The sequence below is a fragment of the Streptomyces sp. NPDC036815 genome, from assembly GCF_055609205.1.
In genome coordinates this window covers 790,785-814,500 of record NZ_JBVJPW010000001.1, presented here as the reverse complement: position 1 = coordinate 814,500, position 23,716 = coordinate 790,785, and the positions used below count along the sequence as shown (strand labels likewise).

Sequence of the window (23,716 nt, the reverse complement as noted above, 5' to 3'; positions counted from 1 at the left end):
TTCGGACGGCCTGGGCGGGCCTTTCGTTTGGACCAGGCCCTTGGAGCGGGCCCTTGGACCAGGCCCTAGCTGAACGACTCGTCGCCGTCCCACTTCACGTGCACGACGTCCGGGACGAGGCCGTGGACGACCGCGCGGCCCACGTCCTTCTTGAAGCCGTCGATCATGCCCTGCATGCCCGCGAGCGGGTACTTGGCCTCCAGCGCGGCGATCAGCGCCTCCGCCGAGACGCCGACGCCGCGCGCGAGCTCCGCGGTGTTGCCGGGCCGGTTGTTCCAGCCCTTGGCGTTGTTGCGGCCGACGTGGATGGACTCCTCCGCGGTGAGCTGGGAGGCGCCGCTCTGGTTGATCCGGGCCTGGCCCTCGGCCGGGCGGGCCGTCAGGTGGAAGAGCGAACCCTTGATCGTGGCCGTGGACTCACCCGTCTTGCGGTCCCTGACCTCGCCGCCGCTGGTGAGCATGACGTTGAGGTGGACGGCCAGTTTGGCCGTCGCACCACCGTCACTCACGGTCACCGTGACGGCCCGGGAGATGAGGTTGTTGCCACCGTTGTTGCGGCAGTCGGTGCCGAACTGGAACCCGCCGAGACTGCGGTCCTGGCCGACGATGATGTTCAGCAACTGGTCCCAGTCGACCCGGGGCCCGGCGTCGGTGCCGTTGACGCGCTGGACCGCGGTCGCGCGCTGCACGTCGGGCGCGTGCGAGGCGCCGGTGGCGCGCTGCGCCGTCACCGGCCCGTGAGCCTCGGGCGCCGGTCCGGACAGGACCCGGTGGGCGTTGGCCTCGGCCTCGCGCTCGAAGCGGTCGGAGGGGTCGGAAACCTTGAGCCCCGCTCCGTTGTCGGTGCCCGCCACCGGCCCCTGGCGCTGCTGGATGACGTGCGTCAGCTCGTGGGCGAGGGTGTGCCGGTCGGCGCCGCCGTCGCCGATGACGACGTGGCTGCCGGAGGTGTAGGCGCGGGCGCCGACCTCGGCGGCGGAGTCCTTCGCGGCGCTGTCGTCGTGGATACGGACGTCGGAGAAGTCCGCGCCCAGGCGGGCCTCCATGTCGCTGCGGGTGGCGCTGTCGAGCGGCCGCCCGCCGCCGCGGAGCACGTCGTGGACGGCGGAGCGCTGCACGGCCTCGACGACGGCGGCGTTGCCCGCCGTGCGCTGGAGCGCGCGGACCTCCTGGGCGGACAGGCCACCCACGCTCGCCGGGGCCCCGGCGGAACGGGCCGGTACGCGGCCGACCCTGTCCCCATCAGCAGGTCGGGCGGTTTCGCGGGCACGCATGGGGCCTCCAGGCAGACGGACTCGAACTCTTCCTGGATACGTCACGGAGCGGGTGCCGGGCCAGGTGCGCGAGGGCAGGGTTCGGTGCCCGATGGGACAGCCGGGGCGCCGGTCGGCCCTGGTGACGGGCTCACGACGCCCCGTAGAACCGCTCCTCCACCACCGCTCGCGCCCGCCGCGTGATCCGCCGGTAGTCGTCGAGCATGTCGCCGACGTGGCCCGTGTCGTACCCCAAGTACCGTGCGACGGCGGCCAGTTCGCGTCCGTCCGAGGGGAACGTGTCCCCCGCGCGGCCGCGCACCAGCATCACCGCGTTGCGCACCCGCGCGGCGAGGACCCACGCCTCGTCGAGGATCGCCGCGTCGTCCGTCGGGATCAGCTCCGCCGCGCAGGCGGCCGCGAGGGCCTCACGGGTGCGGGTCGTGCGCAGCCCCGGCTCGGCCCAGCCGTGCTCCAACTGCAGGAGCTGGACGGTCCACTCGACGTCGGAGAGGCCGCCGCGGCCCAGCTTGGCGTGGAGGGTCGGGTCCGACCCTCGCGGCATCCGCTCCGCCTCCATCCGGGCCTTGAGGCGGCGGATCTCGCGGACCGCGTCCTCGCCGAGCCCCTCCACGGGATAGCGCAGGGGGTCGACGAGCTCGATGAAGGCGCGGCCCAGCTCCTCGTCGCCCGCGACCGGTTCGGCCCGAAGCAGCGCCTGGGACTCCCAGACGAGGGACCAGCGGCGGTAGTACGCCTCGTACGAGCGCAGGGTGCGCACGAGGGGGCCGCTCCTGCCCTCCGGGCGCAGATCCGCGTCGATGAGCAACGGCGGGTCCGCGGAGGGGAGTTGGAGCAGCCTGCGCATCTCGGCGACGACCTTGGCCGCGGCCTTCGCCGCCTCCTGCTCGTCGGCGCCCTCGCGCGGCTCGTGCACGAACAGGACGTCCGCGTCCGAGCCGTAGCTCAGCTCGTGACCGCCGAAGCGGCCCATGCCGATGACCGCGAACCGGGTGGGGAGCGTGTCGCCCCAGCCCTCCCGGACGACCGCGCGCAGGGTGCCCGCGATGGTGGCGGCCGTGAGGTCCGAGACCGCGCCGCCCACCCGGTCGACCAGCGCGCCGGGGTCGGCCTCGGCGGGGCTCTCCTCCGTGCCGTAGGAGCCGATGATGTCCCCCGCGACCGTACGGAACAGCTCGCGGCGGCGCACGCCGCGCGCCGCCGTCACGGCCTGTTCGGCACCGTCCGCGCGGCGCACCGCGGCCAGGATCTCCTGCTCCAGGGCGGCGTGGCCGCGGGGTTCGAGACCGCGGGGGTCGCCGAGCAGGGCGACCGCCTCGGGGGCGCGGAGCAGCAGGTCGGGGGCGAGGCGTCCGGCGGAGAGGACGCGGGCGAGGTTCTCGGCCGCCGCGCCCTCGTCCCTGAGCAGCCGCAGGTACCAGGGGGTCTTGCCCAGCGCGTCGGAGACCTTGCGGAAGCCGAGGAGGCCCGCGTCCGGGTCGGCGGAATCAGCGAACCAGCCGAGCAGGACGGGCAGCAGGGTGCGCTGGATGGCCGCCTTGCGGGAGACCCCGGACGCCAGCGCCTCCAGGTGCCTGAGCGCCGAGCTCGGGTCCGCGTAGCCGAGGGCGACGAGGCGTTCGCGGGCCGCCGCCGTGCTCAACCGCGCCTCTCCCGGCGCGAGTTGGGCGACGGCGTCGAGCAGCGGGCGGTAGAAGAGCTTCTCGTGCAGGCGGCGCACCACGGAGGTGTGCCGCTTCCAGGCCCGGCCGAGCTCGGTGATCGGCTCGGTGCGCATGCCCAGGGAGCGGCCGATGCGCCGCAGGTCCGCGTCCCGCTCCGGGACGAGGTGGGTGCGGCGCAAGCGGTAGAGCTGGATGCGGTGTTCGAGGGAGCGCAGGAAGCGGTACGCGTCGTCGAGCTGGGCGGCGTCCACGCGCCCCACGTACCCGCCCGCGCCGAGCGCCTGCAGCGCCACCAGCGTGGACCCGCTCCGGATCGAGGGGTCGCTGCGCCCGTGCACCAACTGCAGCATCTGGACGGCGAATTCGACGTCCCGCAGCCCGCCGGGGCCGAGCTTGAGCTCCCGGTCGACCTCCCCCGCCGGGATGTTCTCGATGACCCTGCGGCGCATCTTCTGCACGTCGGGCACGAAGTTCTCCCGCTCGGCGGCGTGCCAGACCAGGGGGGCGAGCGTGGTCACGTACTCCTCGCCGAGCGCGAGGTCGCCCGCGACCGGGCGGGCCTTGAGCAGCGCCTGGAACTCCCAGGTCTTCGCCCAGCGCTGGTAGTAGGCGAGGTGGCTGGAGAGGGTGCGCACCAGGGGGCCGTTCCTGCCCTCGGGGCGGAGGTTCGCGTCGACGGGCCAGATCGTGCCCTCGACGTTCGTCTCGGAGCAGATCCGCATCATGTGCGAGGCGAGCCGGGTGGCCGCCCGCACCGCCTTGTCCTCGTCGGCGCCGTCCACTGCCTCGCCGACGAAGATGACGTCGACGTCGGAGACGTAGTTGAGCTCGTGGCCGCCGCACTTGCCCATCGCGAGCACCGCGAGCCTGCACTGCGCCGCGTCGCCGGGCGCCGCCGCGCGGGCCATGGCGAGCGCCGCCCGCAGCGTCGCCGTCGCGAGGTCCGCGAGCTCGGCCGCCGCCTCGGCGACGTCCGTCGTGCCGCACACGTCGCGCGCCGCGATGGAGAGCAGGCAGCGGCGGTAGGCGACGCGCAGCGAGACCGGGTCGGTGGCCTCGCGAAGGCCCCGTTCGAACTCCTCCACGCCGGGGTGCAGATCGGCCGATTCGTACGTGGCGAGGGCGCGCCAGTCCCGGGGGTGCCTGGCCAGGTGGTCGGCGAGCGCCTCGGAGGCGCCGAGGACGCCGAGGAGGCGGTCGCGCAGGGGCTTCGCGGTGACGAGGGTGTCGAGCAGCTCCCGCCGGCCGATGTCGCTCTCCTGGCTCTCCACGAGCCGGACGAGGCCGAGGAGCGCCAGGTCGGGATCGGCGGTGGCGCCGAGCGCGTCGAGGAGCAGCGGGTCGTCGCGCACGGCGCTCAGCGCCGGGTCGTCGAGGAGCCGCTCCGCGGTGGACGGATCGGTGAAGCCGTGCCGCAGCAACCGGGTGAACGTGCTGCTCCGTCGTCCTTGCGGCACCGTCATGCCGAGCCTCCGTTCGATCACTCCTCAGCCCGAGCCTACGGCCTGGGCGACGCACTCGGCGCGCGCGGAGCCGCCCTCGTGGAGGGACACCGGGCCGGGGGCACTGACAGGCGCCCCGGGCCCTGGTGTACTGCGGGTCATGGAATACACACTCGAAGTGATCCCGCTGCCCATCAGCGACATCGACCGGTCCATGGAGTTCTACCGCGACAAGCTGGGCTTCCACGTCGACATCGACACCGAGATCATGCCGGGCATGCGCATCGTCCAGCTGACCCCGCCGGGTTCGGGCTGTTCCATCGCCCTGGGCGACACGATCTGGGAGTCGGTCCGCGGGCCGCGCCCGGCCGCCGGGAGCTACCAGGGCCTGCAGCTGTGCGTGCCCGACGCCAAGGCGGCGCACGCCGAGCTCGTCGCCCGCGGCCTGGACGTCACCGAGCCGGTCGAGCACGCCCCGCAGGACGGCGCCACGTTCATGTACTTCTCGGACCCGGACGGCAACGGCTGGTCGATCCAGGAGTACCGGGTCCGGGCGACGACACCGCTGCGTGAGGCGATCGTGCCGAAGCTCTGACCCGCCGGTACGAGGCGGCATCAAGGCGGCGGCGCGCCGTCCCCCGTGGGCCGGTTCCGTGGCATCGCGAGGCCCACGGAGGGGTACGGAAGGCTTCGGGGCTCCGCATGGGTCGCGGGGCTCCGGTCCGCGGGGACCTGGTCGCGGGCGCTGCGACGGCTGCGGGCCGACGCCTCGTGCAGCCGGGCCAGCCGCCGCGCCATCCGCTCCACCTCCTGGTGCCGGCGGGCCCGGTGCCAGGCGCTGCGCCACCGCCCCCATTCGACGCCGTCGGTCACGTCGCACACCCGCAGGAAGGCCACGAGCTGGGGGAGTTCGAACATGGACTTGCCCGCCAGCATCCGCAGCACCGTGCTGTGCGGCAGCTCTCCGTGCGCGCCGGCCCGGCGCTCCATCTCGTCCACGGGTATCGCCCCCGCCTTGTAATAGAGCTCCTGCAGCGCGCGGTTCAGCCCGTCCCTGTCATAGACCCGGTCCGGCCTCGGGACGCCCGCCCGCGGGTACCTCCGCCGGTGCTCGGCGTACCGGGCGGCCTGCCACAGCCGCCGCGCCTGGCCGACCGGAGCCCCGCAGGTCCGTGCGTACGCCTCCACCACCGGCAGGCGCGGCACCTGGTTCCCGCTCGCGGCACGGGAGTACGTGGTGGCGGAGAAGGCGTACCCGGACTTCTCCGCCATCTCCCGGTGGGTCAGCCCCGCCGCCCTGCGGTGGGCGCGCAGCCACTCCGCGAGCTTCGCCAGGCCCGGGTTGGAGGTGGAGACCGGCTGTTCCGGGCGCGCCACGGCCCGCCCCGGTCACATTCCCTCGGGCGCGGCCGGAGCGCGGCGAGCCAGCCGGACGCCGATCAGACCGCAGGCCGTCAGGGTCTCGGCCAGGACGACGACGGGCATCCCGGCGAGCGCCAGTGCGGCGCCGAGGACGAGCACCACGATGACGACGACGGTCTGGTGGCCGTCCGGACGAACAGCGGGCTTCGGCGTGGCACAGGTCGGCCGCCGGTGTGTGCGCATGAGGTACCTCTGGATCTCGAAGTGCCCGGGACATCGCGCCCGGTACAGTCACGGACTGCGGGTCAACCGGGCCTCGACCGGCGCCCGTTGAGACATCGTGGCACTGGATCCGAGCTTCCCGCGGGGTTGATGCACCCCCACCCCACTCACACGCTTCCACCGTGGTCCAGCCTCGGCCGAGGCCGCTCCGGAGCCCCGCCCCACCTGCACCGACACCGGGCACCCGAACGCGTGTGCCGCCCGAGGGCGACCGTTGATGCACGCCTGCCCGACCCTGACACCGCCCGAAGGGCCCCGCGCGGTGCCGCGGGCCGCCTACAGCACCGGCAGGTTCTTCCGCAGCTCGAAGGCCGTGACCTCGGAGCGGTACTCCTCCCACTCCTGCTTCTTGTTGCGCAGGAAGAAGTCGTAGACGTGCTCGCCGAGCGTCTCGGCGACCAGTTCGGACTTCTCCATGAGGGCGATGGCCTCGCCCAGGTTCTGCGGCAGCGGTTCGATGCCGAGGGCGCGGCGCTCCGCGTCCCGCAGCGCCCACACGTCGTCGTCGGCGCCGGGCGGGAGTTCGTAGCCCTCCTCGATGCCCTTGAGGCCGGCGGCGAGCAGCACCGCGTACGTCAGGTAGGGGTTGGCGCCCGAGTCGATGGAGCGGACCTCGACGCGGGCCGAGCCGGTCTTGCCGGGCTTGTACATCGGGACGCGGATCAGCGCGGAGCGGTTGTTGTGGCCCCAGCAGATGTACGAGGGGGCCTCGCCGCCCGCGCCCGCCGTGCGCTCGGAGCCGCCCCAGATGCGCTTGTAGGAGTTCACCCACTGGTTGGTGACGGCGGAGATCTCCGCGGCGTGCTTGAGCAGGCCCGCGATGAAGGAGCGGCCGACCTTGGAGAGCTGGTACTCGGCACCCGACTCGTAGAACGCGTTGCGGTCGCCCTCGAAGAGGGAGAGGTGCGTGTGCATGCCCGAGCCCGGGTGCTCGGAGAAGGGCTTGGGCATGAAGGTGGCCTGGACGCCCTGTTCGAGGGCGACCTGCTTCATGACCAGGCGGAAGGTCATGATGTTGTCCGCCGTGGAGAGCGCGTCCGCGTAGCGGAGGTCGATCTCCTGCTGGCCGGGCGCGCCCTCGTGGTGGCTGAACTCGACCGAGATGCCCATGGATTCGAGCATCGTGATGGCCTGGCGGCGGAAGTCCATGCCCACGTTCTGCGGGGTGTGGTCGAAGTAGCCGGAGTTGTCGGCGGGGGTGGGCCGCGAGCCGTCCAGCGGCTTGTCCTTCAGGAGGAAGAACTCGATCTCGGGGTGCGTGTAGAAGGTGAAGCCCAGGTCGGAGGTCTTGGCCAGGGCGCGCTTGAGGACGTAGCGCGGGTCGGCGAAGGACGGTGAGCCGTCCGGCATCAGGATGTCGCAGAACATGCGGGCGGTACCGGGGGCCTCCGCGCGCCAGGGCAGCACCTGGAACGTCGACGGATCCGGCTTGGCGATCATGTCTGATTCGTACACCCGGGCGAATCCCTCGATCGCCGATCCGTCGAAGCCGATGCCCTCGTCGAAGGCCTGCTCCAGCTCGGCCGGGGCCACGGCCACCGACTTCAGGAAGCCGAGGACATCCGTGAACCACAGGCGTACGAACCGGATGTCGCGCTCCTCCAACGTACGGAGCACGAATTCCTGCTGCTTGTCCATCTTCCGCTTCCACCCATCCTTGCTGGTCAGGCCACCTGCACCCGGCTCCCGGGACGCACTGGGCACACGAGCATCCCATTACTCGGTTTCGCGCGCGTTGCGGATCCCGTACCGCGCCGCTCCGAGCCGTACCGCAGCGTTGTCAGCCGTGCCGCTCGCCGCTCTCTGCCCATAGTGCCTGCTCGACGGCCCGGCCGTAACGGCGGCGGGTGCCTCGTCCGGTCCGCACCGAGGCCACCCCCCTCGCTATAACTTGCATCTCAGATGCTAATTTGGGCCTCGAAACAGACAAGGGGGTGCAAACCTCCCGTACCTCTTCGTCCTTGAGGAGTCCACGTTGCTGTCCGAGCAGTCAGCCGCGACCGTCCGCGCCACGCTTCCCGTCGTCGGAGCGGCCATCGGCGAGATCACCGAGCGCTTCTACGACCGGCTCTTCACCGACCGGCCGGAGCTCCTCAAGGACCTGTTCAACCGCGGCAACCAGGCCGCCGGAACCCAGCGCAGGGCCCTGGCAGGGTCGATCGCCGCCTTCGCCACCCACCTGGTGGAACGCCCGGACGAGCGGCCGGACGTGCTCCTGAACCGCATCGCGCACAAGCACGCCTCGCTCGGCGTGGCCCCCGGCCAGTACGAGACCGTGCGCCACCACCTCTTCGCGGCCATCGCCGAGGTGCTCGGCGACGCCGTCACGCCCGGCGTGGCCGCCGCCTGGGAAGACGTCTACTGGCTGATGGCCAACGCCCTCATCGCCATCGAGGCGCGGCTCTACGCCGCACACGGCGTCACGGCGGACGACGCCGGCTGGCGGGAGTGGGAGGTCGTCGAGCGCGTCGAGGAGACCGCGGACGTCGCCACCTTCCGGCTGCGCCCCCTCGACGGGGCCCCCGCGCCGGTCTGCCGCGCCGGGCAGTACGTGTCCGTACGGGTCCAACTGGACGACGGGGCACGGCAGATACGGCAGTACAGCCTGTCCGGGGGCGTCATCCCCGCGGGCCGGGAGCCCGGGGTGCGGCAGATCAGCGTGAAGCGGGTACGAGGGGCCGCCGGGGTCCACGCGGCGCCCGAGGGCGAGGTCTCGAACCACCTCCACGCGCGCGTGCGGCAGGGCGACGTGCTGCGGCTCTCCCCGCCGTACGGGGACCTCGTCCTCGACGCGGACGGTGACGTTCCGCTGCTGCTGGCCTCCGCGGGCATCGGCGTCACCCCGATGATCGCCATGCTGGAGCAGCTCGCCGCCACCGGGCGCCGCGCCCCTGTCACCGTCGTGCACGCCGACCGCTCCCCCGCCGCGCACGCGCTGCGCGCCGAGCACGCGGGGTACGCCGCCAAGCTCCCGGACGCCGAGACCCACTTCTTCTACGAGCAGCCGGACGCGGGGCACCCCGACGCCCTGACGGGACGCGTCGACCTGGCGGCGCTCCCGGCGATTCCCGCGGGCACGCGCGCGTACCTGTGCGGACCCCTGCCGTTCATGCGGGCCGTCCGGTCCCAGCTGATCGGGCGCGGGGTCGCCGCCGCCGACATCCACTACGAGGTGTTCGGACCCGACCTGTGGCTGGCCCAGGAGTAGGAGGAGACGCGGGGCGGGTCCCGCTCAGCCGGTGCCCCGGACCGTGATGTCAAGCAGGAGGCGGCCCGTCGGCGCCGCCACGATGTCCGCCACCGTGAGCGGGTCGAGCGAGGCGTAGAACGCCTCCTGCGCCCTGCGGAGCGCGTCCCGCAGGCGGCACGCCGAGTTCAGCGGACACGGCGTGCCGCCCTCGCAGTCCACCACGTCGCCCGTGCCCTCGAAGGACCGCACGAGGGCGCCCACCGACGCGGTGCGGCCCGCCTCCGTCAGCGCGAGCCCGCCGCCCCTGCCCCGGCGGGCCTCCAGCAGGCCCAGCTTCTGGAGCTCGGCGACCACCTTGGCCTCGTGGGTGTAGGGCACGGCCATGTCGGCGGCCACCTCACGCGTCGTGGGAGCCGCCCCCTCCGCGACCGCCAGGCGCATGAGCGTGCGCAGCGCCAGGTCGGTCGATCGCATGAGCCGCATGCCGTCGAGCGTAGGTAATGCGCATCCGCGGCTCAAATTCTCCGCCCGGGCCCTTCCCGCACCGCCATGGATTCCAGAACGCTCTGTAGTACCGCCCCTCCCTCGCATTACGATCAGCGGACTCGTTCGTCGTCCCGTCCGTCCCTTTCCGCAGAAGGACACACCATGGGTTCCGCCAAGAACACGAGCAACGCTTCCCGCAAGGCCCGGATAGAGGAGATGCGCCGGGCCGAGCGCGCACGTGACCGCCGGGGCCGGGCCCTGATGATCACTGTCAGCGCGGTCGTCGTCGCGGCGCTCGGGGTGGGCGGCTTCTTCCTCTTCGACAAGGCGTCCGACGGCTCCGGCTCGGACGACGCGAAGGGCTGGCCGAAGTACAAGGTCACCTCCGACGGCGAGAAGGTCTGGGGCAAACTCGGCCGTACGCACGTCACCAAGAAGGTGAACTACCCCATGACGCCGCCGGTCGGCGGGGACCACAACCAGGTGTGGATGAACTGCAACGGTGACGTCTACAAGAAGGCGATCCCGGAGATGAACGCCGTGCACTCCCTGGAGCACGGCGCCGTGTGGGTCACGTACAACGCCAAGGCGAAGCCGGCCGACCTGAAGAAGCTGGAGGCGAAGGTCAAGGCCACGCCGTACTCGCTGATGAGCCCGGTCGAGGACCAGAAGGACCCCGTCGTGCTGAGCGCGTGGGCGCACCAGCGGACCGTCTCGGGCGCGGACGACCCGAAGGTCAAGGAGTTCTTCTCCACGTACGTCCAGGGCAAGCAGACCCCCGAGCCGGGGGCGGCGTGCACGAACGGCCTGGCGCAGTGAGGACGATGGGCGCGGTGGGCGCGGCGAGGTGGGGTGTGACGTGAGGCGGCGTACGAACTGGCTGGTCGGCTGTGTCGCGGCGGCGGTCGTCGCAGCGGGCGGCATCACGGCGGCGGTGGCCGCCACGGACTCCGACTCGGGCGGCTCGCCCGCGACGTCGTCGGCCGACGCGGGCTTCGCGCAGGACATGTCCGTCCACCACCAGCAGGCCGTGGAGATGTCGTACATCGTGCGGGACCGCACCGACGACGAGGAGGTGCGGCGCCTCGCCTACGACATCGCCCAGACCCAGGCCAACCAGCGGGGCATGCTGCTCGGCTGGCTGGACCTGTGGGAACTGCCGAAGGTTCCCGAGGGCGCGCCCATGGCGTGGATGGGCATGGGCGACATGCCGCCGGGCGAGGACGGTGCGCTGATGCCGGGGATGGCCACGGGCGCGGAGCTGAAGCGGCTCGGGAAGCTGAGCGGCAAGCAGGCGGAGGTGCTGTACCTGCGGTTGATGACGCGGCACCACCGGGGCGGGGTACACATGGCGCAGGGCTGCGTCGAGCGGTGCGAGGTGTCCGCGGAACGACGTCTCGCCCGGGGCATGGTGGAGTCGCAGGAGTCCGAGATCGCGCTGATGGCGACGATGCTGAAGGACCGCGGCGCCAAGCCGTGACGCGGCCCCGGGCGCGGGCTCTCAGCGCACCGGGAAGCCGAAGGTGTGGCCCTGCTCCTTGAGCCGCGGGATGAGGCGGCGCAGGGCCTCGACGGTCTGGGTGCGCTCGCCGCCCGCGTCGTGGAAGAGGAGCGTGGGCCCGTTGGACAGTTCCCGCTCGACCGTGGCGACGATCGCGTCCGTGCCCGGGCGCTCGAAGTCCTTGGTGTCCACGTTCCAGCCCAGCGGGCGCATGCCGCGGGAGGCGGCGAGCTTGCGGCTGTAGGGGGTGAAGGCGCCGCCGGGGGCCCGGTAGTACATCGGCCGCACGCCCCCGGACGCCTTGGTGATCATGCGTTCGGCGTCGAGTATCTGGCGGGACTGGTAGGCGTCGGTGTCCTTGTCCATGCCGGTGTTGTGGGACACCGTGTGGTCGCACAGCCGGTGGCCCGCGGCGACGACCTTCTTCACCATGTCCGGGTGGGCCTGGGCCTGGGTGCCCACCATGCAGAACGTGGCCTTCACGTCGTTCTCCCGCAGCACGTCGAGCACTTGCGGGGTCCATCTCGGGTCGGGGCCGTCGTCGATGGTGAGGTTGATGCCGCCCTTGCCCTTCTCCGAGGCGTGCGCGATGGTCGCGGCGACCGGCTTGGCGGCGCCGCCCCGCGCCGGGGACGTCACCTCTGATGGGGCGTCACCCGCCGAACCGGCCTGCGCGGTCCACACGGAGGCACCGGTGGCGAGCATCGTCACCCCCAGCGCCGCCCCGATCATCTTGCCGTACCAGCCCCGCCCACCGGTGTGCCGTGCCATGCCCCGCCCCTCTCACCCTGTCCCGCGCCGATCCCCGGTCACCCTGTGACCACCTGGCAGGACGAGAGACGCGGCTCAGGGGATCCGCCTGTTACAGATCACGGACAATCCCGAGAGGATTCCCGGACAAGACCCCTGGCCGAGCGGGACATTTCACCCCTCACGAGACTCCTGGGCCCAGGGGCCCCGAGCCCCCGAGCCCCCGAGCCCCCGAGCCCCCGAGGACACGGTTACGCCAGCCGAACCAGTTCCTCCCGCAGGAGCCGCCCCCTCAACTCCGCCCCCGCCACGAACCGCTCGACCTCCCCCACCGCGTACTCGCCGAGGCGCCGCACCTCGCTCCCCTGCGCCCCCGCGATGTGCGGGGTGACCAGGACGTTCGGCAGGCGCAGCAGCGCGTGGCCGGCCGGCAGCGGCTCGGGGTCCGTCACGTCGAGGAAGGCGTCCAGGCGCCCCGCCCCGCACTCCCGCGCCAGCGCCTCCGTGTCGACAAGGGAGCCCCGCGCCGTGTTGACGACGGCTCCGCCGTCGGGGATCAGCTTCAGCATCCGTTCGCTCAACAGGCCGCGCGTCTCGGGGAGTTGCGGGGCGTGCACCGTGACGATGCTGCTGCGCCCGCACAGCTCGGGCAGGTCCACGAGCTCCACGCCCAGCGACGCCGCCTCGGCGGGGCTCACGTAGGGGTCGGTGAGCAGGACGCGGCACCTCGTGTCCGACGCCCGCAGCGCCGCGATCACCCGGCGGCCGATCCGGGAGGCCCCGATGACGCCGATCGTGCGGGCGTCCGCCCCGGTCCGGGCCATGAACGACGGCCATCCCGCCGCGTACCCCGCCGCGGTCGACAGCGCGCCCTTCGCCGCGAAGGTGATCGCGGCGAGCGTGAACGCCACCACCGGGTCGGCGTTGGCGTCCGCCGCCGAGGAGACGACGATGCCGCGCTCCCAGACGGCGTCCGTCACCATCGGTTTGACCGAGCCCGCCGCGTGGACGACCGCGCGCAGGCGGGGCGCCCCGGCGAGGATCTCGGGCGTCAGGGGCGGGCACTCCCAGCCCGTGACCAGGATTTCCGTCTCGGCGAGCACCGCCCCAGCCTCGGGCGAGGTGAGCGTTCCCGACAGCAGGAGCGGGGACAGCCGCACGCTGCGGGCGAGCCGTTCGCGCAGGTCCGGTGCGAACACGCGGTCCGCGACCTCGATGCCCATGGCCAGGGCCGTGACCGGCGGCCCGTCACCGGCCCGCTCCCGCCGATCCGCCCGCTCTGCCTGATCTGCCACGCGTGACCGTCCCTCGTAGTAACCGGTTACCAACCAGCGCCTGGAGGCTAGGACCAATCCGGGAGCGTGGTCAAGAGACAGCAGGACGAGGGGGGTTGACCGGGCGAAGTAACCGCTTTAGATTCCGGGCACCTTATTCCGACGACGGAGGGGTTGCCGTGCCGACGGTGACGAAGGACCGGGCGGAAACCGAGGCGGTGAAGCCGCCCGGCAGGCGCGAGAGCGGGGCAAGTGGTGGGAAATCGGGCCGTGGTGAGCGGTGGAAACGGTTTCAGCGCACGCGCGTCCTGGTGCTGCTCATGGTGCCGGGGCTGGTGTACTTCCTGGTCTTCCACTACGGCGCCTTCGTCGCCAACGCGGTGGCCTTCAAGGAGTACGTCCCCTTCGACGGCCTGTGGGCCAGCCCGTGGGTCGGCACCGAGAACTTCTCGCGGATGTTCGGCGACCCGGACTTCTGGCACGCGACGTGGAACACCCTCTTCATCGCCGTGCTGCAGCTGGTCTTCTTCTTTCCCGCGCCGCTCGCCATCGCGCTGCTCCTGCACAGCCTGACCTCGGACCTGCTGCGCCGCTTCACGCAGTCCGTGATCTACCTGCCACACTTCCTGTCGTGGGTCGTCGTGGTCGCGCTCTTCCAGCAGGTGCTCAGTGACACCGGGTTGCTGAACACCTTCCTCAGCGACTCCGGGTTGCACACCGTCGACATCATCGGCAATCCGGACGCGTACAAGCCGCTCGTCGTCATCGAGGTCATCTGGAAGGACGCCGGCTGGGGCACGATCATCTTCCTCGCCGCCCTGATGCAGGTGGACGAGCAGCTCTACGAGGCCTCGGCGATCGACGGGGCCGGGCCCTGGCGGCGCTTCTGGCACGTCACGCTGCCCAGCATCCGGCCCATCGTCATCCTGCTGCTGATCATGCGGCTCGGCGACATCCTCTCCGTCGGCTTCGAACAGATGCTGCTGCAACGGCAGTCGGTGGGCCCGGAGGTCGGCGAGGTGCTCGACACCTTCGTCTTCTGGCAGGGCATCGTCGGCGGCGACACCGGATACGCGGCGGCCGCGGGGCTGTTCAAGGGCGTCGTCGGCGCCGTACTCGTCTTCACCGCCAACCGGATCGCCCACCGGCTCGGCGAACAGGGGGTCTACAAGTGAGTACCGGTCACGTCACCAGGCCCGCCTGGATGGAGAAGCCCCGGTTCGCGACCAAGGCCGCCAAGGCGGTGGCGGTGCTGATCATTCTCGGGCTCGTCCTCATCCCCTTCCTCGTCATCGTCTCGACCTCGCTCGCCTCCAACCGGGAGGTCGTGGACAACGGCGGCTGGGTCCTGTGGCCGAGCGATCCGACCCTGCGCGCCTACCGGACCATCCTCAGCGGCGGCATCGTCACCGAGGCGCTCGGCGTCAGCGTCGGCCTCACCGTCGTGGGCACGCTCTTCTCGCTCGCCTGCACCACCTTCCTCGCGTACGCCCTGGCCCGCCCCGGCGTCTTCGGCGGCAAGCCGGTGCTCCTGCTCATCCTGTTCACCTTCCTCTTCCCGCCCGGCATGATCCCCGCGTTCCTGCTGGTCAAGGGGATGGGGATGATGGACACGTACGCCGCTCTCATCGCGCCCGTCCTCATCAACGTCTTCAACCTGATCGTGCTGCGCGGCTTCTTCCAGGGGATACCCGAGGAGCTGTACGAGGCGGCCAGGCTGGACGGGGCCGGGGACTGGCACATCCTGTGGCGGATCGTCCTTCCGCTGTCGAAGGCCGCGCTCGCCGTGGTCTCGCTCTTCTACGCCGTGAGCTACTGGAACGCCTGGTTCCATGCCTCGATCTACATGGAGTCCGGCCACTGGCCGCTGTCGCAGGTCCTGCGCACGTACGTCATCGGCGGCTCCCAGATCGCCGACACCGGACTGAGCGAGGCCGGTCTCGTCTCCGCCCCGCAGACGACGCAGATGGCCGTCCTGGTGATCGCCACCGTGCCGATCCTGCTCGTCTACCCCTTCCTCCAGAAGTACTTCACCAAGGGCGTGCTCACCGGCGCCATCAAGAGCTGATACCTCAACTCGTCGTCCAGAAGGGCTCCTTCACGTGTCCGGTTCCTCGATGTCGCGGCGCACGCTGCTGCGCTCCATAGCCGTCGGCGGCGCCGCCGTGGCCGCCCCGTCCGTCCTGACCGCCTGCTCGACCGACTCCAGCGGCGGCGGCAACGTCTCCAACGCGGGCAAGAAGGTGGCGCCCTGGCCGACGTACGCCCCAGCGAAGGGCCCCGCCCCGGACCTCGCGCCGACCGCCGAGGGCGTGCAGCCGGGATACACCAAGTACCCGGAGAAGCTGGTGCGGTCGACGGCCGAGAAGCCGGGCACCGGCAAGCAGAAGATCAAGGTCATGACCATCACCTACGGCACTCCGCCGAAGCCGGTCGGCCGGAACGGGTACTGGCAGGCCGTGAACGAGGCGCTGGGCGTCGAGGTCGAGTTCACCGTCGTGCCGGACGCGGACTTCCGCGCGAAGATGTCGACGCTGATGTCGGGCGACGACCTGCCCGACCTGATCAACTTCGGCGGCGGGTACGTCCTGCCGCGCGAATCGCAGTTCGTCAAGGCGCGCTGTGCCGACCTGAGCGAGCACCTGTCGGGCGACGCGGCCAAGGACTACCCCAACCTCGCCAACATCCCCACGTACGCGTGGGAGGGCATGGGCCGCATCGCCGGGCGCGTCTACGGCGTGCCGATCGAGCGGGCCAAGGTGCAGGGCGCGATGTTCATCAACCGCGAGGCGTTCGACAAGGCCGGGTACGAACCGGGCATGTCCGCGCCCGACTTCCGGGCGATGGCCCAGGACGCCTCGCAGGGCAGGAAGTCCGCGCTCGGCGCGTCCACGGTGGGCGTCTTCGGCTACCTCTACCACGCGATGTGGCACGGCGCGCCCAACCAGTGGCAGATCAAGGGCGGCAAGGTCACCGACGCGTTCGGGACCGACGCGTTCAAGGCGGCTCTGGAATACATGGCCACGATGCGCAAGGACGGCTCGTACAACTCCGACGCCACCTCGATCTCCCAGGTGGACCTCAAGACGCAGTTCTACAACGGCACCGTCCGCTCCATGACGGACGGCTGGGGCGCCGCCATCTCCAACGCCCAGGGGATCAAGGACGAGTTCACCCTGGACGTCGCCGAACCCTACGCCGTGGACGGGGCCACCCCCGTCTACCAGCAGAACCGCGGCTGCTTCGGCTACACCGTCATCAAGAAGGCGTCCAAGGAACGCGTCGAGCTGCTGCTGCGCGTACTGAACTGGCTCGCCTCGCCGTTCGGCTCGAAGGAGTACGAGCTGATGCACTACGGAGTCGAGGGCACCCACTTCACGTACAACAAGGACGGCGACCCGGTCGCCACGGAGCTCGGCCTGGTCGACTCCAGGACCAACCTGCCCTTCCCCTACCTCATGGACGCGCCGCAGCCGCTGTACTTCCCCGGCTTCCCCGAGCTGACCGAGCGGCTGCACGCCTGGGAGAAGAAGGTCGTCCCGCTGCTCGTGCCCGACGACCACTGGGGCCTGATGTCGGAGACGTACAACCGGCAGGGCGCCACGATGCAGCAGATCATCGAGGACGGCGTGACGGCGATCGTCTCCGGCCGCAAGAAGCTCTCCGACTGGGACGGCATCCACCGGAAGTGGCAGTCGCAGGGCGGCAAGCGGGCCGCCGAGGAGTTCCTGAAGGAGTACGAGGCCGCGCACTGACCCGGGACGCGGGCGCGCGATGATGGTCCGGGGCGGGGTGCCGTGGGGCAACTGCGCCCCGGATACGGCGGGTTGGCCGCCGGACGATCGAGGCCGGCCGGTGGCCGGGTGAGGGAGACACAGTGGGTGAGCGGGTCACCATCCGCGAGGTGGCCGCGCGCGCGGGCGTCTCGGTAGCGACCGTCTCGCGGGTCCTCGCGGGCAACTACCCGACGTCCACGGCGTCGCGCGCCAAGGTCCTCCGGGCGGTGAAGGACCTGGACTACGTCGCCAACGCGCACGCGCGCGCGTTGGCGGGCGCCGGCCGCAAGACGATCGCGGTCCTCATGTACGACGTGGTGGGGGCCTTCTACGCGCAGGTGGCCCAGGGCGTGGAGGTGGAGGCCGCCCAGCGCGGACGCCTCACGCTGGTCGCGTCCACGGGCAGCGATCCGGCCCGCGAGCTGGCGCTGGTCCAGATGATGCGCGAACAGGCCGCCGAGGCCGTCATGCTGGTGGGCGGCGCCGTCCAGGACGACGAGTACCGGCAGCGGATGGCGCGGTACGCGCAGGCGCTCGCGGCGGCGGGCTCCCGGCTCGTGCTGTGCGGGCGTCCCGCGCCGACGCCCGACATGCCCGCGCTGGTCGTCGAGTACGACAACGAAGCGGGCGCGCACGCCGTCACCAGCCACCTCCTGGGCGCGGGCCACCGACGGATCGCCCTGCTCGGCTACGAGCCCGGCAACACCACCGGCGAGGACCGTCTCGCCGGTTATCTCAGGGCGCTCGACGACCACGGGGTGCCCCGGAGCGAGGCCATCCTCCACGGGACGGGGTTCGGGCAGAACCACGGCTACCGGGCGATGCGCGAACTGCTCGACGAGGCGGCGGGCAAGCCCCGCTTCACGGCGGTCTTCGCGGGCGACGACCGCGCCGCGGCGGCGGCGGTCATCGCCCTGCGGGAGTACGGCCTGCGGGTCCCGGATGACATGTCGGTGGTCGGCTACAACGACGACCCGGTGGCCGGGGACATCACGCCCGGTCTGACGACCGTCCACATCCCCGCCGAGGAGATGGGCCGCACGGCGGTCCGCCGTGCCCTCTCCGGCGCCCCGCTCACCGGCCAGGAGCGCCACGTCCTGGGCACCCACATCGTGATCCGGGACAGCGTGCGGCCGGTCCGGGGGGCGCAGGGGTAGCCCGGGGGGGGCGGGCCGGTGCCGGGCGTCAGGACGGGTCCCGCGCCCCCGCCAGGACCGCCTCCGCCACGTCCTCGGGGCGGTCCCGCATCACCAGGTGACCGGACGGCCGCGCCACGCGGTACGTCCCGCCCAGACCCGCGGCCAGCTCCCGCTGGCGTTCCAGCCACCGCCGCGAGCCCCCGCCGTACGCGGCGAGCACCGTCACCGGCACCTCCTCGGGCAGCGGCAGGGCCCGCCGCAGCGCGGCGAGTTCACGTGCCGCGTCGCCGTACGTCGCGTACTCCACGAGGGCGCCCCGCCACACCCGGCTGCCTCCGTAGAGCCACGCCCAGGGCGTCGGCGCCGCCAGCCTCCGCAGCGCGGGCCCCACCGCCCTCGGCAGCCCCGTCGCGCGCAGCAGCGCCCCGCACGCGCGCGTGCCCGCCACCCGCGCCCCGCGCGGCACGAGCACCCGCGGCCGCTCCTCCACACTGGAGTCGACGAGCACGAGCCCCGCCGTACGCCCCGGATACAGCCGCGCGAACGCCTCCGCGTGGAACCCGGCGAGCGAGTGGCCGACCACCGTCGCCCGCTCCCCGCCGCGCCGCGCCCCGTCGAGGACGGCGTCCAGGACCCGCAGGATCCGCTCCGCCTCGCCCCGCGGAGTGGGCGCCACGCGCGCGTGCCCGCTGAGTCCGGCGCCCGGCCGGTCGAAGCGGACCACCGTCCGGTGCGGGGCGAGGAGGGGCACCACCGGGTCCCAGTCGAACCAGCCGAGCCCCAGTCCGGCGCTCAGCACGCACACGGGCCCGCGCCCGGTCACCGTGACGTGGTGCGGCACTCCCCCGACGCGTACGAAGGTCATCCCCGCGCGGCCTCCGGGGAGGGCTCCGGTGCGGGCGGCTCCGCGCCCGTCACCAGCGACCGCGCGAGGACCACCAGCCACACCGCGATGAACAACACCTGAAGCCGCTGGCCGATGCCCAGGCCCCACGTGCCCCGCCCGGCCTCGAACGCGGCGATGGAGGCCAGCGTCCAGCAGGTGGCGGCCAGTTCGAGGGCGACGACGGCCGGGCCGGTGCGCGCGAGCGAGGGCCACGCGGCGGCGTGCCGGCGCGCGACGGCCGTGAGCAGCACCATGCCGATCACGGCCGCGGTGGCGGCCAGACCGCTGCTGACCACGTGCGCGGAGTGCGTCCAGGGGACGTCGCCCGCCCGCTCCCGCGCGAGGCACCCGGCGTCGGCGGTCGCCACGCAGTGCAGCGGCAGCCGCGAGTCGGCCGCGGTGGCCGCCCCGAACAGCGCGATCCCGGCCCAGCCCGCCACGGCCCACCGCCCCCGGCGCGGCATCCAGAGCAACGCGCCCGCCGCGCCCGCGAGGACGAGGAGGCCCGCGAGGAGGTCGGCGGCGCGGAAGAACGTGCCGTAGGGCTGGTCCTCGGCGGCGAGGGCGCTGACGTACACCGTGCGGGGCGAGAGCCCGGTCGGCAGGACGATCTCGCTCACCCAGGTGGTGTACGCGAGGGCGCCGGCCAGCAGGAGGGCCGCCAGGACACGGACCAGGGCGGGCCGCGGTGCCCGGCGCCGCGGGGGCGGTTGCTGCGGGGCCACGGGCGCGGTTGCCGTCGTCGGGGGCGATGCCGGGTGGGAGACGCTATTCGGGCACATGGGCAGACCGATGCTCGGGGTGGATCCAGCCGGGTTTGCGGTACTTGAGGAAGGCCGCGGGCGCCAGCACACCGAGGACGAGCAGACCGCCGCCGACGATCAGCAGATAGCGCCACAACGGGCCCTTGCCGAACTGGTCGGGCGGCACGAAGCCGATCGCGAGCGCGGCGAGCGAGGCGACGAACCCGACGGTCGCGACGAGCGTCACGGCGGGCACCACGAAGCCCCGCTCGACCTCGGGCTGTGAGGACCGCAGCCGCACGACGGCCACGAACATCAGCAGGTACGCGATGAGGTAGATCTGCACGGTGATGACGGAGAACATCCAGTACGCGCTGGAGACGTCGGAGCTGAAGGCGTAGAGGACGCCGATCAGGGTGGTGACGACGCCCTGCGCGACCATGATGTTGCGGGGGACGCCCGCCTTGTTGAACTTCTGCAGGAAGGGCGGCAGGTAGCCCTCCTGCCGGGCCAGCGTCACCAGCCCCTTGGCGGGCCCCGCGAGCCAGGTGAGCATGCCGCCGAGCGCCGCCATCACGAGCATGACGCCGACGACCTTCGTCAGCCAGCCGACGTGGAAGTGGTCGAAGAACGCCTGGAAGGCCTGCATCAGACCGGCGGTGAGGCTGAGCTCCTCCGACGGCATGACCCAGCTGATGGCCAGCGCCGGAAGGATGAAGATCAGCAGGACGAGGCCGGTGGCCAGGAAGATCGAGCGCGGGTACTCGGCGCGGGGGTGGCGCAGCGACGACACGTGGACGCCGTTCATCTCCATGCCCGCGTAGGAGAGGAAGTTGTTGACGATGAGGACCAGGCTGGCGAGGCCGGTCCACGGGGGCAGCCAGTGGTCGGGGCTCATCGGCGCGGCGGACGCGTTGCCCTGCCCCAGGAAGACGATGCCGAGGACGACGAGGACGACGCCGGGGACGAGGGTGCCGATGATCAGCCCCAGGGAGGAGAGCCCGGCGACCGTTCTGGTGCCCCGGCACGTGACCCAGACGCCCGTCCAGTAGATGACGACGATGACGAGCGCCACGTAGGGGCCGTTCTCGGCGAGGCTCGGGTGGATGACGTACGCGAACGTCGAGGCCACGTAGGCCAGCAGGCTCGGGTAGTACGCGATGGTCATGGCGAACTGGCACCACACGGCGACGAACCCGAGCGGCTTGCCCAGCGCCTCGCTGACCCACCGGTAGATGCCGCCGGACCACCCGGAGGCGAGCTCCGCGCCGACGAGGGCGGTGGGAAGCAGGAAGACCACGGCGGGTAGGAGGTAGAGGAAGACGGCGGCCAGTCCGTAGATGGCCATCGACGGCGAGGGGCGCAGGCTGGCCACGGACGCCGTGGTCATGAGGGCGAGCGTCACCCAGGAGATGAACTGGCGCGGGATGGCGGGGTCCGGCTCCGGGAGCGGCGCTTCGCCGGTATGGACCGGTTCGTCCTTACTCGTCATGCGCTCATGATCGTCGGAGAGCGGGGGGCCCGCACGTCGCCGGATACCCACTGGGGGTAGGGTTCCCCGCATGGCGAGGACGCGGAGCCGCACGGGACACGGGCAGTTGCTGCTGCTCGCCGCGCTGCTCCTCGGGATCGTGACCATGCATACGCTGGGGCACCCTTCGGGGGGCCATGGGAGCGGCCACGGGGGCGGGGCCACCGTCGTGTCGGGACCCGAAAGCGTGTCGCGGTCCGCCTCCTCGTCGGGGCCGATGCGGCACGGCATGGGCGCGGTGCCCGCCGCCCCGCACGATGCCATGCCTGCCGCGGCGCTCCGTCCGGCCGGGCACGACGCCGCCACCGCCACGGTGACGGCCACCTCCGCCCCTGGGCCGCACGGCGGAATGAGCATGGATCCGCTGTCCGTGTGCCTGGCGGTCCTCGGCGCCTTCACCCTCCTCCTGCTGGTACGGGCCGGCCTGCTGCGGCCGGGCGGCACCCTCGCCCACCCGCCCGCGTCCGGCCACCCCCGGCACGCCCCACGGCCCGCACCGCCCCCGCTCCGGATACTCCTCGCCCGCCTGTCCGTGCTGCGCATCTAGGCCGCGCACCGGCTGCTTCGCGCTGCCCGCGAAACCCGTGCCGCTCCCGTGGGAGCCCACGGGGCCGAGCGGTGTACCGGAAGCAGCAGACGCACCATCTGCACGCACCACATCGGACGAGGTGTCACTCAGTCATGCGTAAAGAAGCTCCGCACACCCCTGCCCGCCGCACCGTGCTCGGCGCGGCCGCGGCCTTCGCCGGGACGGGAATCCTGACGGCGTGTTCCGGCTCCACGCCGGGCAGCCACAACGGTCACGGCGGTGACGGCGGTCACGGCCGGGGCGGCGCTCCCGGCCCCGAGGGCTATGTGGACCCGGCGGGCCAGGAGGTCGCGGCCGCCGAGAAGAGGCGCGCCCGGGGCGGCGGCCGGGTCCGCGAGGTCAGGCTGACGGCCGCGCGGACCCGGCTCGACCTCGGCGGCCCCACGGTCAGGACCTGGGCGTACGGCGACCGGCTGCCCGGCAAGGAGGTCCGGGTCACCGCGGGCGACACCCTCGCCCTCACCCTCGCCAACCACCTCCCTCGGTCCACGTCCCTGCACTGGCACGGCATCGCCCTGCGCAACGACATGGACGGCGTCCCCGGCCTCACCCAGAAGGACATCGCCCCCGGAGCGGACTTCACCTACCGCTTCGCGGTGCCGGACCCGGGGACGTACTGGTTGCACCCGCACTCCGGCACCCAGCAGGACCGCGGCCTGTACGCCCCCTTGATCGTCGACGACCCGAAGGAGCCCCTGCGGTACGACAAGGAGTGGGTGGTCGTCCTCGACGACTGGGTCGACGGGGTGGACGGCTCGACACCGGACGGCGTGCTCGCGGAGCTCAGCAAGGGGATGGCCGACCACGGCGGTGGCGGCGGCCACGACAAGGGCCACGGCGGCCATGACATGTCGGGCATGTCACTGCGCACGGACCGCTCCCCGAGCCCGGAGCGCCCCTCCGGCTCCGCCGGTTCCCGCGGCCCGTCCCGGATGATGATGGGCGCCAGGAGCGACCTGCTCGGCGGCGACGCGGGCGACGTCGCCCACCCGTACCACCTCGTCAATGGCCGTACGGCGACGGCGCCTTCGCAGTTCCGCGCCCGCCCCGGCGACCGCATCCGCCTGCGCGTCATCAACGCGGGCGGCGACACGGCCTACCGCGTGGCCCTCGGCGGCCACGAGATGACGGTGACGCACACGGACGGCTCCCCCGTGCGGCACGCGAAGACGGACGCGCTGCTCCTGGGCATGGGCGAGCGGTACGACGTACTGGTGACCGCCAAGGACGGCGTCTTCCCGCTGACCGCGCTGGCCGAGGGCAAGAAGGCGGCGGGCCTCGCGCTGCTGCGCACGGGGGGCGGGGCCGCGCCGTCCGCGTCGGCCCGGCCCAGGGAGCTGACGGGCCGCCTCCTCACCGCGGACCGGCTCAAGGCGCACGCGTCCGTCGCCCTGCCCGCGCGCAGGCCCGACCGCACGATCGAGCTCCGGCTGACGGGCGGCATGGCCGCGTACGACTGGGCGTTCGACGAGAAGCCCTACTCCCCCGGCCGGCGCCACCCCGTCCGCGCGGGCGAGCGGGTCCGCCTCACCTTCGCCAACGCGACCGCGATGTGGCACCCCGTCCACCTCCACGGCCACACCTTCACCCTGGCCGACGTGGCGGACGGCCCCCGCAAGGACACCGCGATCGTCCTGCCGAACGGCACCCTGTCGGTGGACTTCGAGGCGGACAATCCGGGCCTGTGGATGATCCACTGCCACAACGTCTACCACGCGGAGGCGGGGATGATGACGGTGCTCGGCTACCGCCGCTAGCCCCGCGCGGTCGGCACGGGGCGCCTCGCGCGGGGCGCCCCGAACCGTCCCGCAGGGCATCGCGTCGCTC

Annotated in this window: 21 protein-coding genes; 10 read left to right on the top strand and 11 right to left on the bottom strand. The window is 72.4% G+C overall.

The features are described from left to right. Window positions 1–65: 65 nt before the first annotated feature. A complete protein-coding gene (locus ACZ69I_RS03580) occupies window positions 66–1,274 on the bottom strand; it encodes an eCIS core domain-containing protein (RefSeq protein ID WP_467668455.1) in 1,209 nt (402 codons plus the stop codon). 130 nt (window positions 1,275–1,404) lie between these two features. Further along, window positions 1,405–4,401, bottom strand: a complete 2,997-nt coding sequence (locus ACZ69I_RS03575) for a bifunctional [glutamine synthetase] adenylyltransferase/[glutamine synthetase]-adenylyl-L-tyrosine phosphorylase (protein ID WP_470830355.1) — start codon at window positions 4,399–4,401, stop codon at window positions 1,405–1,407. Between the two features lie 139 nt (window positions 4,402–4,540). Here ACZ69I_RS03575 and ACZ69I_RS03570 point away from each other — a divergent pair, with 139 nt between their 5' ends. After that, window positions 4,541–4,975: a VOC family protein gene (locus ACZ69I_RS03570; protein WP_467668459.1), complete on the top strand. Its 435-nt coding sequence runs from the start codon at window positions 4,541–4,543 to the stop codon at window positions 4,973–4,975. 20 nt (window positions 4,976–4,995) lie between these two features. Here the strand turns inward: ACZ69I_RS03570 and ACZ69I_RS03565 are convergent, their stop codons facing one another. The 3 genes from ACZ69I_RS03565 to ACZ69I_RS03555 form a co-directional block, all read right to left on the bottom strand. Next, on the bottom strand, window positions 4,996–5,757 hold the full coding sequence (locus ACZ69I_RS03565; protein ID WP_470830354.1) for a helix-turn-helix domain-containing protein: 762 nt from the start codon (window positions 5,755–5,757) through the stop codon (window positions 4,996–4,998). A gap of 12 nt (window positions 5,758–5,769) precedes the next feature. Beyond that, window positions 5,770–5,985: a hypothetical protein gene (locus ACZ69I_RS03560; protein ID WP_467668463.1), complete on the bottom strand. Its 216-nt coding sequence runs from the start codon at window positions 5,983–5,985 to the stop codon at window positions 5,770–5,772. Window positions 5,986–6,300: 315 nt separating this feature from the next. Next, window positions 6,301–7,662: a glutamine synthetase family protein gene (locus tag ACZ69I_RS03555; RefSeq protein ID WP_467668465.1), complete on the bottom strand. Its 1,362-nt coding sequence runs from the start codon at window positions 7,660–7,662 to the stop codon at window positions 6,301–6,303. 337 nt (window positions 7,663–7,999) lie between these two features. Between ACZ69I_RS03555 and ACZ69I_RS03550 the strand changes: the two genes are divergently transcribed. Then, a complete protein-coding gene (locus ACZ69I_RS03550; protein WP_467668467.1) occupies window positions 8,000–9,232 on the top strand; it encodes a globin domain-containing protein in 1,233 nt (410 codons plus the stop codon). A gap of 24 nt (window positions 9,233–9,256) precedes the next feature. Here ACZ69I_RS03550 and ACZ69I_RS03545 read toward each other — a convergent pair whose 3' ends face one another. Next, window positions 9,257–9,697, bottom strand: coding sequence for an RrF2 family transcriptional regulator (locus tag ACZ69I_RS03545; protein ID WP_467668469.1), 441 nt, complete (start codon window positions 9,695–9,697; stop codon window positions 9,257–9,259). A 165-nt stretch (window positions 9,698–9,862) separates the two neighbouring features. Between ACZ69I_RS03545 and ACZ69I_RS03540 the strand changes: the two genes are divergently transcribed. Next, window positions 9,863–10,519 (top strand): DUF3105 domain-containing protein, encoded by a 657-nt coding sequence (locus ACZ69I_RS03540; protein WP_470830353.1) that lies wholly within the window; start codon window positions 9,863–9,865, stop codon window positions 10,517–10,519. A 40-nt stretch (window positions 10,520–10,559) separates the two neighbouring features. Next, window positions 10,560–11,180, top strand: coding sequence for a DUF305 domain-containing protein (locus ACZ69I_RS03535; RefSeq protein WP_389712917.1), 621 nt, complete (start codon window positions 10,560–10,562; stop codon window positions 11,178–11,180). A gap of 21 nt (window positions 11,181–11,201) precedes the next feature. On the opposite strand, the gene ACZ69I_RS03530 is transcribed toward ACZ69I_RS03535, so the two are convergent. After that, window positions 11,202–11,972 (bottom strand): polysaccharide deacetylase family protein, encoded by a 771-nt coding sequence (locus tag ACZ69I_RS03530; RefSeq protein WP_467668475.1) that lies wholly within the window; start codon window positions 11,970–11,972, stop codon window positions 11,202–11,204. A gap of 230 nt (window positions 11,973–12,202) precedes the next feature. Beyond that, window positions 12,203–13,174, bottom strand: a complete 972-nt coding sequence (locus ACZ69I_RS03525; RefSeq protein ID WP_470830651.1) for a hydroxyacid dehydrogenase — start codon at window positions 13,172–13,174, stop codon at window positions 12,203–12,205. Between the two features lie 371 nt (window positions 13,175–13,545). On the opposite strand from ACZ69I_RS03525, the gene ACZ69I_RS03520 reads away from it, so the two are divergent. The 4 genes from ACZ69I_RS03520 (at window position 13,546) to ACZ69I_RS03505 (ending at window position 18,158) form a co-directional block, all read left to right on the top strand. Further along, complete coding sequence (locus ACZ69I_RS03520; protein WP_467670747.1) at window positions 13,546–14,400, top strand: ABC transporter permease; 855 nt, start codon at window positions 13,546–13,548, stop codon at window positions 14,398–14,400. A gap of 29 nt (window positions 14,401–14,429) precedes the next feature. Next, window positions 14,430–15,293, top strand: coding sequence for a carbohydrate ABC transporter permease (locus ACZ69I_RS03515; RefSeq protein ID WP_467670749.1), 864 nt, complete (start codon window positions 14,430–14,432; stop codon window positions 15,291–15,293). Window positions 15,294–15,327: 34 nt separating this feature from the next. Beyond that, on the top strand, window positions 15,328–16,980 hold the full coding sequence (locus ACZ69I_RS03510) for a type 2 periplasmic-binding domain-containing protein (RefSeq protein WP_470830352.1): 1,653 nt from the start codon (window positions 15,328–15,330) through the stop codon (window positions 16,978–16,980). Between the two features lie 122 nt (window positions 16,981–17,102). After that, entirely contained in the window at window positions 17,103–18,158 is a 1,056-nt protein-coding gene (locus ACZ69I_RS03505; RefSeq protein WP_470830351.1) for a LacI family DNA-binding transcriptional regulator, read from the top strand. Window positions 18,159–18,186: 28 nt separating this feature from the next. Here the strand turns inward: ACZ69I_RS03505 and ACZ69I_RS03500 are convergent, their stop codons facing one another. Genes ACZ69I_RS03500 through ACZ69I_RS03490 form a run of 3 tightly spaced genes read right to left on the bottom strand, consistent with a single transcriptional unit; the run spans window position 18,187 to window position 21,261 of the window. Next, a complete protein-coding gene (locus ACZ69I_RS03500; protein WP_467668481.1) occupies window positions 18,187–19,005 on the bottom strand; it encodes an alpha/beta fold hydrolase in 819 nt (272 codons plus the stop codon). After that, window positions 19,002–19,751, bottom strand: coding sequence for a DUF998 domain-containing protein (locus ACZ69I_RS03495; protein WP_470830350.1), 750 nt, complete (start codon window positions 19,749–19,751; stop codon window positions 19,002–19,004). Before ACZ69I_RS03495 ends, ACZ69I_RS03500 begins: the two co-directional genes overlap by 4 nt. Before the next feature lie 43 nt (window positions 19,752–19,794). Continuing rightward, complete coding sequence (locus tag ACZ69I_RS03490; RefSeq protein WP_470830349.1) at window positions 19,795–21,261, bottom strand: APC family permease; 1,467 nt, start codon at window positions 21,259–21,261, stop codon at window positions 19,795–19,797. 70 nt (window positions 21,262–21,331) lie between these two features. Here ACZ69I_RS03490 and ACZ69I_RS03485 point away from each other — a divergent pair, with 70 nt between their 5' ends. Both ACZ69I_RS03485 and ACZ69I_RS03480 read left to right on the top strand, forming a co-directional pair. Beyond that, complete coding sequence (locus ACZ69I_RS03485) at window positions 21,332–21,847, top strand: hypothetical protein (RefSeq protein ID WP_470830348.1); 516 nt, start codon at window positions 21,332–21,334, stop codon at window positions 21,845–21,847. A gap of 134 nt (window positions 21,848–21,981) precedes the next feature. Continuing rightward, window positions 21,982–23,646: a multicopper oxidase family protein gene (locus ACZ69I_RS03480; RefSeq protein ID WP_470830347.1), complete on the top strand. Its 1,665-nt coding sequence runs from the start codon at window positions 21,982–21,984 to the stop codon at window positions 23,644–23,646. Window positions 23,647–23,716 lie beyond the last annotated feature (70 nt).